Source organism: Mesorhizobium sp. M0676 (assembly GCF_040320535.1).
Taxonomy (GTDB): domain Bacteria; phylum Pseudomonadota; class Alphaproteobacteria; order Rhizobiales; family Rhizobiaceae; genus Mesorhizobium.
In genome coordinates this window covers 155,711-171,372 of the sequence record NZ_JAMYPU010000004.1, presented here as the reverse complement: position 1 = coordinate 171,372, position 15,662 = coordinate 155,711, and the positions used below count along the sequence as shown (strand labels likewise).

At 62.3% G+C, this 15,662-nt stretch carries 15 protein-coding genes; 7 read left to right on the top strand and 8 right to left on the bottom strand.

Annotated elements, in window-relative coordinates; genetic code table 11:
- Positions 1–7 precede the first annotated feature (7 nt).
- A complete protein-coding gene (locus NKI35_RS06185) occupies positions 8–1,537 on the bottom strand; it encodes an MDR family MFS transporter (RefSeq protein ID WP_050587667.1) in 1,530 nt (509 codons plus the stop codon).
- Positions 1,538–1,654: 117 nt separating this feature from the next.
- Here NKI35_RS06185 and NKI35_RS06180 point away from each other — a divergent pair, with 117 nt between their 5' ends.
- A complete protein-coding gene (locus NKI35_RS06180; RefSeq protein ID WP_352739084.1) occupies positions 1,655–2,293 on the top strand; it encodes a MarR family winged helix-turn-helix transcriptional regulator in 639 nt (212 codons plus the stop codon).
- 74 nt (positions 2,294–2,367) lie between these two features.
- Here NKI35_RS06180 and NKI35_RS06175 read toward each other — a convergent pair whose 3' ends face one another.
- Genes NKI35_RS06175 through NKI35_RS06155 form a run of 5 tightly spaced genes read right to left on the bottom strand, consistent with a single transcriptional unit; the run spans position 2,368 to position 7,299 of the window.
- Positions 2,368–3,570 carry a mandelate racemase/muconate lactonizing enzyme family protein gene (locus NKI35_RS06175; protein WP_352739082.1) on the bottom strand — a complete coding sequence of 401 codons (1,203 nt, stop codon included), beginning with the start codon at positions 3,568–3,570 and terminating at the stop codon, positions 2,368–2,370.
- A gap of 8 nt (positions 3,571–3,578) precedes the next feature.
- Positions 3,579–3,905: an NIPSNAP family protein gene (locus NKI35_RS06170; RefSeq protein WP_352459544.1), complete on the bottom strand. Its 327-nt coding sequence runs from the start codon at positions 3,903–3,905 to the stop codon at positions 3,579–3,581.
- Between the two features lie 47 nt (positions 3,906–3,952).
- The gene (locus NKI35_RS06165; protein ID WP_352739080.1) at positions 3,953–5,311 is read right to left on the bottom strand and encodes a mandelate racemase/muconate lactonizing enzyme family protein; all 1,359 of its coding nucleotides are present in this window, start codon (positions 5,309–5,311) and stop codon (positions 3,953–3,955) included.
- Positions 5,312–5,367: 56 nt separating this feature from the next.
- Positions 5,368–6,534: a mandelate racemase/muconate lactonizing enzyme family protein gene (locus NKI35_RS06160; protein WP_352739078.1), complete on the bottom strand. Its 1,167-nt coding sequence runs from the start codon at positions 6,532–6,534 to the stop codon at positions 5,368–5,370.
- 54 nt (positions 6,535–6,588) lie between these two features.
- Positions 6,589–7,299, bottom strand: a complete 711-nt coding sequence (locus NKI35_RS06155; protein WP_352739076.1) for a GntR family transcriptional regulator — start codon at positions 7,297–7,299, stop codon at positions 6,589–6,591.
- Between the two features lie 203 nt (positions 7,300–7,502).
- Here NKI35_RS06155 and NKI35_RS06150 point away from each other — a divergent pair, with 203 nt between their 5' ends.
- From NKI35_RS06150 to NKI35_RS06125, 6 genes are all read left to right on the top strand, one after another.
- Positions 7,503–8,981 carry an ABC transporter substrate-binding protein gene (locus tag NKI35_RS06150; protein ID WP_352739074.1) on the top strand — a complete coding sequence of 493 codons (1,479 nt, stop codon included), beginning with the start codon at positions 7,503–7,505 and terminating at the stop codon, positions 8,979–8,981.
- A gap of 81 nt (positions 8,982–9,062) precedes the next feature.
- Positions 9,063–10,022, top strand: coding sequence for a carbohydrate ABC transporter permease (locus tag NKI35_RS06145; RefSeq protein WP_023681191.1), 960 nt, complete (start codon positions 9,063–9,065; stop codon positions 10,020–10,022).
- Positions 10,019–10,909 (top strand): carbohydrate ABC transporter permease, encoded by an 891-nt coding sequence (locus NKI35_RS06140; protein ID WP_023714612.1) that lies wholly within the window; start codon positions 10,019–10,021, stop codon positions 10,907–10,909. The genes NKI35_RS06145 and NKI35_RS06140 overlap by 4 nt, the downstream gene beginning before the upstream one ends.
- Before the next feature lie 124 nt (positions 10,910–11,033).
- On the top strand, positions 11,034–12,131 hold the full coding sequence (locus tag NKI35_RS06135; RefSeq protein WP_023830845.1) for an ABC transporter ATP-binding protein: 1,098 nt from the start codon (positions 11,034–11,036) through the stop codon (positions 12,129–12,131).
- Positions 12,132–12,162: 31 nt separating this feature from the next.
- Positions 12,163–13,326 carry a mandelate racemase/muconate lactonizing enzyme family protein gene (locus tag NKI35_RS06130; protein WP_352521513.1) on the top strand — a complete coding sequence of 388 codons (1,164 nt, stop codon included), beginning with the start codon at positions 12,163–12,165 and terminating at the stop codon, positions 13,324–13,326.
- A 23-nt stretch (positions 13,327–13,349) separates the two neighbouring features.
- The gene (locus NKI35_RS06125; RefSeq protein WP_352739071.1) at positions 13,350–14,093 is read left to right on the top strand and encodes a ribonuclease activity regulator RraA; all 744 of its coding nucleotides are present in this window, start codon (positions 13,350–13,352) and stop codon (positions 14,091–14,093) included.
- 83 nt (positions 14,094–14,176) lie between these two features.
- Here NKI35_RS06125 and NKI35_RS06120 read toward each other — a convergent pair whose 3' ends face one another.
- Together NKI35_RS06120 and NKI35_RS06115 are read right to left on the bottom strand one after the other, a co-directional pair.
- Positions 14,177–15,313, bottom strand: a complete 1,137-nt coding sequence (locus NKI35_RS06120; protein WP_352739069.1) for a DUF930 domain-containing protein — start codon at positions 15,311–15,313, stop codon at positions 14,177–14,179.
- A gap of 141 nt (positions 15,314–15,454) precedes the next feature.
- Complete coding sequence (locus tag NKI35_RS06115) at positions 15,455–15,610, bottom strand: YjiS-like domain-containing protein (protein ID WP_023681184.1); 156 nt, start codon at positions 15,608–15,610, stop codon at positions 15,455–15,457.
- Positions 15,611–15,662: the final 52 nt, after the last annotated feature.

The window sequence follows — 15,662 nt, the reverse complement described above, 5'->3', positions numbered from 1 at the left end:
CTCTGGCTCAGCCCCGCTTCGGGATCTCTTTGTCCTCGAGCAGCAGCGTCAGCCCCATGGCCACGAAATAGAGCGCCGCCACCCAGATGAACATCACGTTGAAGCCACTGGAGTAATGGTCGAGCACCACTTCGCGGATCGCGCCCGGCAGGCTCGATGCGAGGTGCGGCGTCAACCCGTTCAGGCCACCCGGCAGCAGGGCGGCGGCGTCTGCAGGAAGCTCGGCTGTCTGCCGGTTCAGCGCCCAGATCATCACCGCGCCGTTCAGCGCCAGTCCGAGCGATGCTCCGAGCGTCCGCGCCTGGGTGATCAGCGATGTCACCGCGCCGATATCCTGCAGCGGTGCTGCCGCCTGGATCGCCACGATCAGCACCTGGAACTGCAGACCCATGCTGATGCCGAACACTGCCATCATCGTCGCCAGCACCCAGATCGACGTGTGCTGGTTGGTGAGGACGAAGCCCAGCATCAGAAACCCGCCAATACCCATGGCGACCACCGGCATCCATTTGTAGCGGCCGGTTGCCGCGATCACCCGCCCGGCCACGATCGAGATGACCATCGATGTCAGCGACGCCGGCAGGAACAGGAAGCCGACTTCGGCCGGGCTGAGACCCGTCAGCGTCTGCATGTAGAGGGCGAAATAGAAGAACATGCCCAGCGTCACCGTTCCGGCGACCAGCGACACGCCCGAGACGATGCTGACCGTCGAATTGCCGAACAGCCGCAGAGGTACGATCGGCTCTTCGGCCCGCCGCTCGACCATGACGAACAAGGTGATGGCGCCTAGTGCCAGCAGCGGCAGCGCGAAGGTGATGAGGTCCGGTCCGCTGGGGTCGAGCACGTGGTAGCCCCAATAAACAATCGCCGTCGTGCCGGTGGCGAGCAGCGCGCCGCCGAGATAGTCGATGCGGTGCCGTTTTTCGTTGAACCGGCTGCGCATGGCGAAGGCCAGCACAGCCAGCACGATGATCCCTATCGGCAGATTGACCAGGAACACCCAGCGCCAGCCGAACAGGCCGGTGATGTAGCCGCCGGCCAACGGGCCGAGCACTGATGACAGCGCGAACACCGCCGAACTGTAGCCCTGGTATTTCGCGCGGTCGCGCGGCGAAAACAGTTCGCCGATCATGGCGAAGGCCGAGACCATCAAGCCGCCACCGCCGATGCCCTGCAGCACGCGCGCGGCGATCAGGCTCTCCATCGACCAAGCCATGCCGCAGACCAGCGAGCCCACCAGGAACAAGCCGATCGCCGTCAGCACGACATTCTTGCGGCCATACATGTCGCCAAGCTTGCCGTAGAATGGCGAGACCGCGGCGGTCGAGAGCAGGTAGGCGGCACCGACCCAGCCAAACAAATGCAGATTGCCGAGTTCGCCGGCAATGGTGGGCAAGGCGGTGACGACGATCTGCATGTCGATGGTGGCCATGAACATGGCGACCAACGCGCCGAAATAGACGATCAAGGTCGTAAGGTCGGGCCTGGCTTGGGCCTCCACGGGCCGCGCATCCGGCAGCGTCTGCTCGACAGTCATCGGTGTCTCCGTAACTTGGGGCGCGATTTATGTGCCCGCAACCAGGAGGTGTCAACCAGATATGTGCGCGTAGCATATAATTGACATCTACATATAATCTTGCTAACGCGCTATGGGATGAGCAGCAACGCATCCGGCAGTCCGGACCGATTTCCAGCCCTGTTCCAGACGCGCGGCGACCGGGATCTCGCCGATCTGGCGCGCGGCAGCGGCCTGTCCGAACCGGCGGCCGAGGCCGTGGCCGCCATCGATGCGGTGATGGGCAAGGTGCGCCGCTCGATCCAGCGCCGCGACTTCGGCCGCATGATCCTGGCGCGCGTAGACCCTTCGCTGGAAGTGAGCCATCTCGATGCGATCGGCGCCATCGCGAACAATCCGGTTTTCAGCGATAACCAGCAGGACGAGGTGACGGTTGGCCTCATCGCCGAGCGCCTCGAGATCGACCCGTCGCGCGCCAGCCGCATCTCGGCCGACCTCGTCGAGCGCGGCTATGCATGCCGTGTCGCATCGCAACGCGATGCCCGGCGCATCCGCCTCAAACTCACCCCCAAGGGCGAGCGCTTGGTGGCGGCGGTGCGCCAGACCAAATGGCGGATTTTCGCCGGATCGCTGGCACAATGGGATGAGCAGGACCTGGTAACGTTCGCCACCTTGCTGGAACGTTTCGCGGGATGGGTCATGGACGAAGCCGGGATGAAAAGATCCGCCGACGCCGTCAAGCAGTTGATGGACGAGATGCTGCCCGAAACGAAATAGGCGGCACGGCGTGGACGCTCACCCATGTATGCGAGCCCTTCGATAGCCCTTGACGCTCAGGTCGCGTCGGATCGTTATCGGTCGAAGAAACCGGCGTCCTCTTCCGACAGGTATTTCTTCGCCGCCTTGGCGTCGATGTCGAGGCCGAGTCCCGGAGCTTCGAGCAAGTCCACCATACTATCCCTGACGATCTGCCCCTTGGGCAGGCCGATGACGATGTCCTCCCACCACGGGTCGGAGGCGCTGGGATATTCGAAGGCGATGTAGTTGGCCGGCAGCGTGGCGCAGACATTGATCAGCGCGCCGAGGCCCAGCAGACCGTTCGCCGTGCCGTGCGGCGCCATCATGATCGAGTGCATGTAGGCGTGCTCGGCCACCCATTTGAGCTCGGCGATGCCGCCGATATCGGCGGGGTCCGGACCGATGACACGGACCGCCTGGGTCTCGATCAGTTCCTTGAAGTTATGGCGCAGGTAGATCTGCTCGCCGGTGTGGATGGGGGTGGACGTCGATGTGGTGAGTTCGCGGTAGGCCTGCGGATTGACCCACGGCACGTAGTCGCCGGTCAGCATATCCTCCAGCCACATCAGATTGTATTTTTCGACGGCCCGCGCGAAGCGGATGGCGTCGGGCAGGAACCAGCCGGGGCCGCAATCCAGCGCCAGCGAGACCTTATCGCCGAGCACATCCTTCATGGCGATGACGCATTCGATCATATGCGCCATGCCGCGCTCGCTGATCTGCCCCTGGTCCATCGCGCCGTGATAGGTCGGCGGCTGACGCACGCCGTAGTGGAAGTCGGGGACGCTGGTCTTCATGTTGGAATGAAAGCTGATGCCTTGCTTGACCATGAAGAAACCTTCCGGCCGCTCCATCATCCATTTGACGTCGGCCGCGTAATCCTCCGGCCTGTCGCCGGTGCGCTTCTTGCGGATGGAACCGTTATAGACCCGCACCTTGTCGCGCACCTTGCCGCCGAGCAGCTTGTAGACCGGAACGCCTGCCGCCTTGCCGGCGATGTCCCACAGCGCATGCTCGATAGCGCTGACGGCGGCGCCGTAGGGCTTGAACGAGCCGCGCTGGCGGATTTTCAACATCACGCGTTCGACATCGGTCGGGTCCTCGCCGATCAGCGCGTCGCGGAAATGCAGCGCCCAGGGTTTCAGATAAGGCTTGGTGTACTCGACCTCGCCGAGGCCATGGAGGCCTTCGTCGGTGACGATGCGCACGATGGGGTGCCTGCCGATGACGGCGCACCTGAGATCGGTGATCTTCATGATGTCCTCTATTTCACCGACGAGAAGGCGGTTGGCGCGAGAAACTGGCTGGAAATATTGGCCAGGATCGGGCCATCGCGCTCGGACTCGTCGCGGGCCTCGAGCCATGCCGGATCGGTGGTGAAGGCCTTCCATCTCACTTCGCGCTCGGCAAGGGATTCCCAGGCGACGAAATAGGTCAGTCGATTGCTGTTTTCGCCGACCACCGTGGTGAAGAACCCGGCCTGGCGGATGCCATGTCTATCCCACAGCGCCAAGGTATGGTCGTTGAAACGCTTGAGCAGCGCCGGCAGTTGGCCCGGCACGCAGTCGTAAATGCGAAGTTCGTAGATCATGGTCCATCCTTCTGTTCACCTCTCCCTCCGAGGAGAGAAGTGTAGAGTCAGCTCCAGGTGCGGTCCCAGGAGTATTCGTCGTCCCAGTGATCGGTCGGTTGCCAGATGCCGGTGACGCCGGGCTGCAGGTGCTGGCTGATCACTTCGTCGACGATGTCGTCGATGCCCAGACCAGGCTTGTCGGGCACGGTGATGAAGCCATCCTTGACCAGCGGCTTGGGCAGGCCGGTGACGATATCGTCCCACCAGTCGACTTCGACGCTGTGATATTCGAGCGCCATGAAGTTTTCCGTCGCCACCGCGACATGCGCGGCGGCCATTGCCGCGATCGGGCTTTCCGCCATGTGAATGGCCATGGCGACGCCATGCTCCTGCGCCGCGTCGCCGATCTTCTTGGTCTCGAGAATGCCGCCGGTGGTCAGCAGATCCGGATGGATGACCGAGATGCCGGCGTTGAGCAGCGGCTCGAAGCCTTCCTTGAGGTAGATGTCCTCACCCGTGCAGATCGGCACCGAGGTCGCCTGCTGCAACTGCCGATACTGCTCGGTGTACTGCCAGGGGATCACGTCCTCGAGCCAGGCCGGTGCGTATTTCTCGATCCGCCGGGCCAGACGGATGCCGTCCTGCAGCGAGATGTGGCCGACATGGTCGATGGCGAGCGGAACCTCGTAGCCGATCACCTCGCGGACCTCGTGGATATATTGGTCGAGCAGGTCGATGCCCTTTTCGGTGAAGTGGAGGCCGGTGAAGGGATGCGGCACGTTTTGCGCGTCATAGGCGGCATTACGCGCCCGGCGCTCGTCCAGCGTGCGTGCCGGACCGCGCGCGGCATGGCTGCGGAAACCGTCGAGCACGCCGGCCGGCGCCACCACTGCGCCCGATATGTGCGAAATCTGCGCCAGACCGAGATCCATCTTGAGGAAGGTGAAACCGAGATCCATCCGCGCCTTGAGCCGCTTTCCGGTCTCGGTGCCGCTGGGCTTGTCCGCGTCGGTGTCGCAATAGACACGCACCTTGTCGCGAAACCGTCCTCCCAGCATCTGGTAGATCGGCACGCCATACGCCTTGCCGGCGAGGTCCCAAAGCGCGATCTCGATTGCCGAGACACCGCCACCTTGCCGCCCATGGCCGCCAAATTGTTTGATGCGGCGGAACAGCCGGTCGACGTCGCAAGGGTTCTCGCCCAGCAACCGGCTCTTGAGCATCAGCGCATAGGTCGCGCTGGCGCCGTCGCGCACTTCGCCCAGGCCGACAATGCCCTGGTTGGTATAGATCTTGATCAGCGCCGAGGTGAACGGCGCGCCGACGATCTCGGCAACGCGCAGGTCGGTGATGCGCAGGTCGCTCGGCCTGGAGTTCGTATTTACCCGATTGAGCGCCTCGCCGGCGCTACCCGTCTTTGCCATGGCTTATCCTCGTTCTGATTGGTGGCGCCCCGCACCCCCGGCCTGCATAAGCGTTGCTAGCCAAGCTCTATCTCGTGGGCCTGCAGGTAGTCTCGGTTCATCTCGACGCCCAGACCCGGCTTCGACGTCAGCTTGAGGCTGCCGTTCGAGACATCGAGTGGCTCGTCGATGAGGTGATTGTATTTATCGAGGTTCCACTGCGACGTTTCGAGCTTGTAGAAGTTGGGAACCGTCATCATCACCTGCGCTCCCGCAACCACGTTGATCGGTCCCGCGGCGTCATGGGGCGAGACCGGGATATAGTACGCTTCGCACAGGGCGGAAATCTTCTTCAGTTCGGTAATGCCGCCGGTCCAGGTAACGTCCGGCATGATGTAGTCCGCAAGCCTGTTCTCGAGCACCGGCACGAAATCCCACTTGGTGTGGCCGCGCTCGCCCCACGAGATAGCGGCGCTGACCTTCTCACGCACCTGCTTGAGGGCATTGAGGCTCTCGGGCGGACAAGGCTCCTCGAACCAGTCGATCTGGCCGGCTTCCTCGAGGCTCCGGCAGAGGCGAATGGCGGTGGGGACGTCGAAGCGGCCATGCGCATCGATGAGAATGTCGACATCGGGCCCCGCCGTTTCGCGGATCAGAGCCGTCAATACGGCGGCCTCGCGCTCGTCCTTGCGGGTCATGCTGCCATCGAGGTAGCCGTCCCGCTGTTCGCGCGCCAAGCCATCGGCGGTGCGACCCTGGTGGGGGAAAGGATCGAACTTCAGCCCGGTGTGCCCGGATTCGACGATGTCTCGAATTTCGCGGACCACAGCCTCCTTGCTGGTAAACTTGGCCTGGTTGGGATGGGTATAGAGCGCGATTTCATCGCGCACCGGTCCGCCCAGCAGCTCGTAGATCGGCTTGCCTAGAACTTTGCCGCGAATGTCCCAGAGCGCTATGTCGATAGCGCTCACGCATTCGACTGCGGCGCCGCGGCTGCCCATATAGGTGAAGCTGCGGAAAATCTTGTGCCAGAGATGCTCGATGCGCGCCGGATCCTCACCTGTGACGGCAACACCGATCTGCCGCAGGATCGTGCAGAGCGCGCGGTTGGCGAGCCTTGTGGTGGTGGTGATTTCCCCCCAGCCACTCACCCCTTCGTCGGTCGTCACCTCGACGAACAGGAACTCTCCCCAATAGGAAGCATCGGACTTGATCAGCCACGGCCGAACGCTCGTGATTTTCATCTCTCAACTACCTCTGTCTGATGGCCGGACCAATGATTTTCTGGGCTGGAAGTTCTATCCGGCCCGAGCGGCGTTGCGCGCACGCATCTGTTCGAGAACGTGCCGGCCGGAACCCTCGACATGGCGGGCAATGAGCTCGGCCGCCTCGTCGGCATTTCCCGCTCTGATATGCGCGATGAGCTCGCGGTGTTCACGCATGATGGCGGCCCGCCGCGCGAGCGTGAAATTGAAACGCCGGCTCACGGCTCGCAGCACTTCGCGATGCTTCCACCAAAGCTCGGCGGCATGGCGGTTGTAGTGGCGCTGGTACATTACGGTGTGGAAGGCGGTATCCAGTTCACTGTGCCGCAATGTGTCGGTGAAGTTGTTCTCTTCGATCAGAGCCTGGATGCGTTCGAGTTCGGCGATGTCCTCGCCGGTCGCCATGTTCACGAACCATCGCGTCAGGGCCGGCTCGATCAGGACTCCGATCTCGTAGATATCCCGGACAAAATCCTGGTCTATGGGCCGGACGCGCGCGCCACGGTTGGCGACAAAGGTGACGAAGCCCTCCCCTCGCAACAGCTGCAGCGCCTCGCGTACGGGGTTGGTCGAGGTGCCGTGACGCCGGGCGAGATCGGTGACCACAAGCCGTTCGTTGGCGGCGAGCCGTCCCTCGATGATGTCTTCCCGGATCAGCTCATAAAGCGAGGCGCCCTCGCTGGACGCCCCGATGGGATCAATCCCCACGGGTGGCTCTGCTTTGAAATCACTTGTTTCGGCCAAAGCCGCCCCCCCGATTAGTACATCACATGCTCGATATCATACACGGGTTTTGCAAACAATGTACGATCGGGTGCGTTGACAGGCAATCCACGATCTGAAAACGTACCAGATGATCGAAGGGATACATTGAGCTGAGGACGCATCCCGCACGGTCGAACGAGCCCCTTGGCGCACGGCGGCATGGGAGAATCTGGGAGGATACTATGACGAGGATTACACTCGGCGGTGCCGTCCTGCGCGGCACTGTAGCCACTGCTTTGATGGCGTCGCTGATGTCGGGATCGGCATTGGGTTCGCCGCCGGTCGATTTGAGTAAGTGGTCGCCGGAATATGTGCGCTCCATCGCCGGAACACAGGATTTCGACACGGCCGCCGATTGCGGCAAGGTCACTCCGCTCGACTACAAGGGGCGACTGACGTTCTGGTATCAGGGTGTGTTCGAGGGCGACCCCGATCTCCTGCGCCAGTACTACAAGGATTTCTTCGAGACCTTCCGCAAGACCTATCCGAACATCCAGCTCGAGGATCAGGCCCTCACCTACAACGACCTTCTCGACAAGTTCCGCACGGCGCTGCTCGGCAATGCCGCGCCGATGGCGGTCCGCCTGCAAATCCTGGGCGGAACCGAGTTCGCCTCGAAGGGTTATCTGCAGCCGCTCAAGCCGGAAGATGTGGGCTATCCCACAGAGGATTTCTGGCCCGGCGCCATGAAGGGGGTAACCTGGGATGGCGTGACCTACGGCATTCCCACCAACAATGAGACGATGGCGTTCATCTGGAACGCCGACATTTTCAAGCGTGCGGGCCTCGATCCGGACAAGGCTCCGGCTACCTGGGACGACGTCGTCAAATATTCCAAGCAGATCCATGACAAGCTCGGCATAGCCGGCTACGGCCTCGTGGCGCGCAAGAACGCCGGCAACACGCCGTACCGCTTCATGCCGCAACTATGGGCCTATGGCGGCGGTGTCTTCGACGAAGCCTCCGCGAACCCGACCTATAAGGAGGTCGAGCTCAATAGCCCGCAGAGCAAGGCGGCGTTGCAAGCCTCCTACGACATGTATGTTCGCGACAAGTCGGTTCCGGTCTCGGCCCTCACCAACCAGCAGGCCGATAACCAGCCCCTGTTCGTCGCCGGCCAACTCGGCATGATGGTCTCGCACCCGTCCGACTATAACGTCATGCTCGACCTGCAGAAGAAGGCAACGGGCGCCGACAAGGACAAGGCGCAGACTGTCATCGACAACATGCGCTATGGCCTGATTCCGACCGGCCCCGACGGCAAGCGGGCCGTCGTGTTTGGCGGCTCGAACATTCACATCCTGAAGCCCGAATATGTCGAGGGCGGCAAGGTGGACGAGCCGGCCGCAAAGGCCATCATCTGCATGTGGACGAGCCCTGAATGGTCGTTGAAGATGGCGTATGCCGGCTCGAACCCGGGCAACCTCAACGGCTTCAAGACCAAATGGATGAAGGAACGGCTGGACAACATCAAGTTCCTCGATGTCACCACCTCGATGTTGCCATACGGCATTCCGTTCCCGGCGCTGCCGCAATCGCCCGAGATCATGAATATCATCGTCCCGGACATGCTGCAGAACGCCCTGACCGGAGCGATGACCGTCGACCAGGCAGCGGACGACGCGGCCGAGAAGGTGAAGAACCTGATGGACGGACTCTAGTCCGGGCCTGACCTGCGATCCGACCGGCTGTGCCGATAGTGCGTGCAGCCGGTTTGCTCCGAACAACAAGGGCACGCCATCGTGACGATCGTGACCGGCAAGGCCGAGGCTCGCCGAAGATTGCAACCCGGTAGCTCCGGCGTGCTGCGGAATATCTGGGAGCATCGCGCCGACTACGCATACGTGCTTCCAGCGATCGCCGTGATGCTCATCGTCATCGCCTATCCGATCTACTACACGGTCGAGCTGTCGTTCTTTAAGACGCCGCCTGGCCTGCAGCTCCGCGACAAGACCTTCATCGGATTGGACAACTACACGGCCATCCTCACCAGCCAGGTGTTCTGGAAAGTCACCTTGAACACCCTGATCTGGACGATCGCATCCACCTTCGTTGCCTTTGCCTTGGGATTTGCCGCCGCGCTGGCCCTCCACCGCGAGTTTATCGGCCGGGGTGTCCTGCGCGCTATCCTGATCATTCCTTGGGTCATCAGCGCGGTTGCCGCCTCCTATATCTGGAAGTGGATCTACCATTCGGACTTCGGCATCATCGGCGCGGTGCTGGTCGGCCTCGGATTGGCTGACCGGCCGCCGAACTTCATCGACAACGTCAGCACGGTGCTGCCCTCCTTGATTGTCGTCAATATCTGGCGCGAGTTTCCGTTTGCCATGATCATGATGATGGCCGGTTTGCAGACGGTCCCCGACCAGTTGTTGCGCGCCGCGGAAGTCGACGGGGCCAATGCATGGCAGCGTTTCTGGCACGTCACCTTCCCGCATCTGCGCAACGTCTCGACGGTGACGATCCTGCTGCTCGCAGTGGCTAATTTCAATTCCTTCATCATCCCGTGGATCATGACCGGTGGCGGGCCGTCGAACGCTTCGCACATCTGGATCACCCACATTTATGAGCTCGCCTTCGGCCGGCAGCGATGGGGCGTCGCATCGGCCTATTCGGTACTCCTGTTCCTCATGCTGATGGTGCTGGGCTACTTCTACGTCCGTGCGCTGGCCGGCAACGAGCGCAAAGAGGGGAGCGCATGAGCACGATCGTCGAGACAGTCCCTCGACGTCCGGCCCGGCGCCGCATGCGCATCGACGGATGGCGTTGGGCCGGGCGCATCTTCCTCGTGTTCATGCTGCTTTACACCGCGTTGCCGATGATCTGGATGCTGATCACCTCGATCAAGTCCGGCTTCGCGGCGATGCAGTTCCCGCCGCAATGGTGGCCGGAAGAGCCTACCCTGGCCAGCTACCAAAAGCTGCTCGATCCGCAAAACAGCGTCGGCCAGGACTTCCTGCGTTTTTTCTGGAACAGCCTCTACGTGTCCACGGTCACCACAATCCTTTCGGTGATCGTGGCCGTTCCTGCGGCCTACGCGTTTTCGCGCTTTCGTTTCCCCGGTCGAAACTTCCTGTTCTTCACCGTGCTTTTGCGCAACATGTTCCCGGCGGTGATCTTTCTCGTGCCGCTCTTCATCCTGATGCGCGCGATCGGGCTGGTGAACACGCATGGCTCGCTCATTCTCACCTATCTCACCTTCGGCCTGCCGCTGGCGATCTGGCTGCTCAAGGGCTTTTACGACAACATTCCGGTGCAGCTCGAGCAGGCGGCGCGGATCGATGGGGCGACCCGGTTCCAGGCCTTCATCCTGATCGTGATGCCTCTCTCGACGCCCGGAATCATCGCCACCGCGATCTATTCCTTCATTGGCGCCTGGAACGAGTACATCTATGCCTACACCTTCCTTTCCAAGAACGAGCAGTTGACCCTGCCGGTCGGCATACAGCGTTTCTTCTCGGAGAATACGACGGACTTTCCGGGCCTGATGGCGGCCAGCTTCATGATGAGCGTGCCCGTCGTGGTGCTGTTCCTCCTCCTGCAACGATACTTCGTACGCGCCCTTACAGAAGGCGCGGTCAAACACTAGAGCCGGATGATTTCAGGTCTGTTCGACCTCAAATCTGAATCCGCCTCTAAATCAAAGAGGTAGAGCATGATGTCGTCCGAAAACCGCTTCACACTTTTCGGCATCATGCCGTAGGGAGTTGCCGATGGCCCACGTGGTCCTGAGAGATCTCGTCAAGACCTATGGCGGCTTCAAAGCTGTCAACGACGTTTCGCTGACGGTCAATGACGGCGAGTTCGTTGCGCTCGTCGGCCCTTCGGGCTGCGGCAAGACAACCACGCTCAATCTTGTCGCGGGATTGATCCCGGTCACATCGGGCGACATCGTCATCGGCGACCGCGTGGTCAACGACCTCGACCCCAAGGACCGGGACATCGCGATGGTGTTCCAGAACTACGCGCTCTACCCGCAGAAATCGGTCTACAAGAACCTGGCGTTCCCGCTGCAGATGCGCAAGCTGCCCAGGGACGAGATCGACAGGAAGGTCAAGGAAGCGGCGCGCGTGCTCGACATGACGCACCTGCTCGAGCGCAAGCCGCGCGAACTTTCAGGCGGGCAGCAGCAACGTGTCGCCTTGGGGCGCGCCCTCGTCCGCGACCCTGCCGTTTTCCTCATGGACGAGCCGCTCTCCAACCTCGACGCCAAACTGCGGGTCCAGATGCGCTCGGAGATCAAGCGCTTCCACCAGGACCTCAAGGCGACCATCATCTATGTCACGCACGACCAGCTCGAAGCCGTGACCATGGCCGACAAGATGGCGGTGATGAACGGCGGCTACCTGTTGCAATACGATTCTCCGGCGCAGGTCTTTGCCCATCCGGTGAACATGTTCGTCGCCAGCTTCATCGGCAGCCCGGCGATGAGCCTTGTTCCACTGGAGGCATCGACAGCAAACGGCAACACTGCGTTGACCGGCGCGGAGGGCTGGAGCCTTGAGCTCTCGCCGCTCAACGCCCGGAAGGTTGCGAAGGCAACGTCGAGGAAAGTCGTGCTCGGCGCACGTCACTCGACCATCAGGCTCCACAAGAGCGCGGTGCCAGGCAGCGTCCCGGCCAGGGCCTATACAGTGGAGCCGACCGGAGACGTCACCTTCGTGCAGGCGTTGCTGTCAGGCGCCATCGTCAACATCAGCGTGTCCCCCAACATCTCCGTCGCACCTGACGAGCAGATCTGGCTCGAGTTCGACCAGGAGCGGCTGCATCTGTTCGATGGCGAAACTGAACTGGCCCTCAAGGCCGGCTGAGACAAGACGGGGTTCATTGGGAACGTTGGGGATGACTGAAAAGCTTAAGATCACCGCGATCAAACCCTATCCTGTATGGGTTGGAACGCGTAATCAGATGCTCGTCAAGATCGAGACCGACCAGGGCGTCTTCGGCTGGGGCGAGAGCGGCTTGAGCGGGCGCGAAAAGGCCGTTGCCGGCGCGGTCGAGCATTATCGCGAGTTTCTCATCGGCCGCGACCCGATGCAGATCGGGCGGATCTGGCAGGAGGCATATCGCAGCCAGTACTTCGAGGGCGGGCGCGTTCTGCAGGCGGCGATTTCCGCCATCGACATCGCCCTGCACGACATCAAGGGCAAGGCGCTGGGGGTGCCTGTCTACGAACTGCTGGGCGGCAAGCAGCGCGACTGCATCCCCACCTTCGCCTCGACCGGAGACGAGGCCGAGGGCGACGTCGCCATCGAACGAGCCCGGGAGCTGCGCGCACGGGGGTGGCAGGCGATCCGCTTCTTCCCCGCAGGGCAAAGCAGCAGGGACATCTTCGAACCCCGCGAGTCGATCGGCGCTACCGCGAGCATGCTGAACAAGGCGCGCGAGGCGCTTGGCGACGACGTCGTTCTCGGCATCGACTATCATCATCGGCTGTCGGTGGCAGAGGCGGCGAGCTTCTGCAACAAACTCGGCCGCGGCGTGCTGGATTTCCTCGAGGAGCCGATACGAGACGAGACACCTGAAGCCTACGAATCCCTGCGCAGGATGACCGACATCCCGTTTGCCATCGGCGAGGAATTTGCCAGCAAGTGGCAGTTCCTGCCCTACATCGAGCGCGGCATCCATCAGTTCAACCGGCTCGATGTCTGCAATGTCGGCGGGCTTACCGAGGCGATGAAGGTCGCTGGCTGGAGCGAAGCGCACTATGTCGACCTGATGCCGCACAATCCGCTTGGTCCGGTGTGCACTGCCGCGACCCTGCATCTCGCCGCCGCCGTACCCAACTTCGCGTGGCTCGAGACCAGGGAACCCGAGACGAAGCTGGGCTTCGACAATTCCGACTTCTTCCCCGTGCAGCCACGGCTCGACGGTGCCGACTATCCGGTCAGCGACCTGCCGGGCCTCGGCGTCGAGGTCAACGAAGCGGCGGTCCAGGCGGAGGCTTTTCGTTTCTGGGAAGCGCCTCACCTCAGGCGCCGCGACGGGTCTGTTACGAACTGGTAGTCCCCTTTTATTCGGAGTCCACAATGACGCATACCCCTGACATCACGCGACCGCCCAAAGACCTCATTGACGCCCTGAGGGAAATCGGCGCCGCGACGGTTGCCGGCACGCTAGGCCACATGGGTTTCCGCAATCCGCACATGGTCGGTCCGGTGGCGCAGAACCATGGGAAGTCGATCGTCGGGCCGGCGCTGACGCTGCAGTTCCTGCCGCAGCGGCCGGACCTCTTCAGCGAGGGAGAATACGCCGACCCGGAAACGCAACTGCACCGGCACGTGCTCTACCACGCGCAGGAAGGCGATGTGGTCGTCGTCGACGCGCGCGGTGACATGAGCTCGGGCGTCTTCGGCGATATGATGTCGACCTACTTCAAGGGCAGAGGCGGCGCGGGCATCGTCATCGATGGATGCATGCGCGACCGGCCGAATGTCGAAAAGCTCGATCTGCCGCTATGGCTGCGCGGCTGGACGCCCAACTACCATGTGCAAACCAGCATCTATCCGAACGCCGTCAACGTTCCGATCGCCTGCGGCGGTGTCACGGTGATCCCCGGCGACATCATAGTGGCGGACGACGACGGGGCGGTTGTGCTTCCCGTCGCAATGGCCGCAAAGGTGATCGAGGAATCCCGGAAGCATCACGATTGGGAAGAGTTCTCGCGAGAGAAGCTGATGCAGGGCGCACCGCTGCAGCGCTACTATCCGCTGCATGACGATGCCCGCGGCGAATATGAGGAGTGGCGCAAGGCCAACCGCCCGGCGGATTGAGATGCAACCACGCGGCACCCAATCACAGCGCCTTGGTGCTACATAAACCAGTCGCCCAGCGCGTGGGCATGATAACGCGCAGGCTATCCCCCCGAATGCTGCCGGCGAAGTTCCTGTTCAAGCTGAGCGCTTTCGGCTGGCGAGGCGGCAGACCCGACACGAGAGTCGAAGGACAACACTCGCGTCGCGTCGGTGTCGACCTCACACCGGAAGCTCACATGGTACCATCCGATCGTTGCGCGAAAGGCCGCATCCGGATCTATAACAATATTGCCCGACTTCAGCGGTCTCATTGGTAGCCACTCGGGAGAAAACTCGGCGCCCTTCAGCTCCTCGGCCAACACGTTGGCGCAAAGTGTGGCAACGCGCTCACCGCGAGGCATGCCGTCGGTCGCGGTGGTGCCGAATGCATTGCCGGTAGCGCCGTGCGAGAAGAGCTCGCGGACGCCCGGAAGGCCCGAGTAAGCCCCGGCTGAGGCCACCTCCGTGGAGCTAGGCTTCCTGGCGCCTCCGCCTCCAGGCTTCGAGACCTTTGCAGGGCTGCGCTTCGGCGCGTTTTCGGGCCTGGCCTTCGGCGCCTGGGCCGATGCAGGAAGCTCGATCTCACCATCATCGCCGGGGGTGGCCAACGGCGTCGCGGCTGCCTGCTTGTCAGCATCTTGCGGCTCTTGTTTGTCTGCTCCCTGCTCGCTCGCGTCCTCGGTTGCCTGCTTCTCCTGGGTCGGCTCGGAGGCTGCGGTTGCCGGCTTCTCCTCGGTCTTGGTCGTACCCGCCGGCTCCCCGGAGTCTGGCGACGTGGCGGGTTTGCTCTCGACGTCCTTCGGCTCACCTGGCGGCTTCGTATCCTTGTCCTTGACCGGTGTCGGCGAATTATCCTGCGCGCTGGCTCCATCCAGGGATTTCCTGGGGCCGGTATCCTTGTCGCCGAACTGGAATACAGGTTTCAGCACCTCGAGCGCCGGCGGCTTTTCCGCTACAGGCTTTTCTACTTTCGGTTCCGGTTGCTTTTGCGCTTCAGGCTTTGGAGGCGGCGGGGGCTCAGGCTTCGGCGGTTCGGGTGGCGGGACGAGTGCGACATTGACCGGTTCCTCCTCCTGCGGCTGCTGGGCAGGAACGGGCAGGCCATAGACCAGGAACGCGGTGATGAGCGCATGCAGGACCAGCGATGCGGGCAAGGCCCACAGCAAGGTCCGACGCCGCTCGGATTTCTCGGTCTTCATCCCTCACGATGTGGAGCGAAACTGCGGCGGCATCAAGCGTGGCAACCGTATTGGCGCATTCAGCCGCAGCTCAGCAGTGAGGAGACGACGCCTGATTGCTTCTCGCCGCCGGCTCCATTCTCTGCATGCCCGCCTCCAGTCTCAGCGACGCAGGCTGGCGTCGCGGGCGCGCTCGCGGAGCTCTTCGCGAGAAAGGCCCGCATCCGCCAATATGCTGTCTGGAAGCCGCCTCAAGCTCGCAAGCGTCTGGCGATAGGCAAGCCAGCGGGCGAAACGGTGTCGAAGTTCATGCAACATGATCGTCTCCTTGAGAGCGAAATACCTCACGCTCTTGAGTTGGTCGAAAACG

Bases quoted from the DNA above. Each gene is read 5' to 3' on its own strand.
- NKI35_RS06185 (WP_050587667.1), bottom strand. From the start codon at position 1,537: ATGACTGTCGAGCAGACGCTGCCGGATGCGCGGCCCGTGGAGGCCCAA.
- NKI35_RS06180 (WP_352739084.1), top strand. From the start codon at position 1,655: ATGAGCAGCAACGCATCCGGCAGTCCGGACCGATTTCCAGCCCTGTTC.
- NKI35_RS06175 (WP_352739082.1), bottom strand. From the start codon at position 3,570: ATGAAGATCACCGATCTCAGGTGCGCCGTCATCGGCAGGCACCCCATC.
- NKI35_RS06170 (WP_352459544.1), bottom strand. From the start codon at position 3,905: ATGATCTACGAACTTCGCATTTACGACTGCGTGCCGGGCCAACTGCCG.
- NKI35_RS06165 (WP_352739080.1), bottom strand. From the start codon at position 5,311: ATGGCAAAGACGGGTAGCGCCGGCGAGGCGCTCAATCGGGTAAATACG.
- NKI35_RS06160 (WP_352739078.1), bottom strand. From the start codon at position 6,534: ATGAAAATCACGAGCGTTCGGCCGTGGCTGATCAAGTCCGATGCTTCC.
- NKI35_RS06150 (WP_352739074.1), top strand. From the start codon at position 7,503: ATGACGAGGATTACACTCGGCGGTGCCGTCCTGCGCGGCACTGTAGCC.
- NKI35_RS06140 (WP_023714612.1), top strand. From the start codon at position 10,019: ATGAGCACGATCGTCGAGACAGTCCCTCGACGTCCGGCCCGGCGCCGC.
- NKI35_RS06135 (WP_023830845.1), top strand. From the start codon at position 11,034: ATGGCCCACGTGGTCCTGAGAGATCTCGTCAAGACCTATGGCGGCTTC.
- NKI35_RS06130 (WP_352521513.1), top strand. From the start codon at position 12,163: ATGACTGAAAAGCTTAAGATCACCGCGATCAAACCCTATCCTGTATGG.
- NKI35_RS06125 (WP_352739071.1), top strand. From the start codon at position 13,350: ATGACGCATACCCCTGACATCACGCGACCGCCCAAAGACCTCATTGAC.
- NKI35_RS06120 (WP_352739069.1), bottom strand. From the start codon at position 15,313: ATGAAGACCGAGAAATCCGAGCGGCGTCGGACCTTGCTGTGGGCCTTG.
- NKI35_RS06115 (WP_023681184.1), bottom strand. From the start codon at position 15,610: ATGTTGCATGAACTTCGACACCGTTTCGCCCGCTGGCTTGCCTATCGC.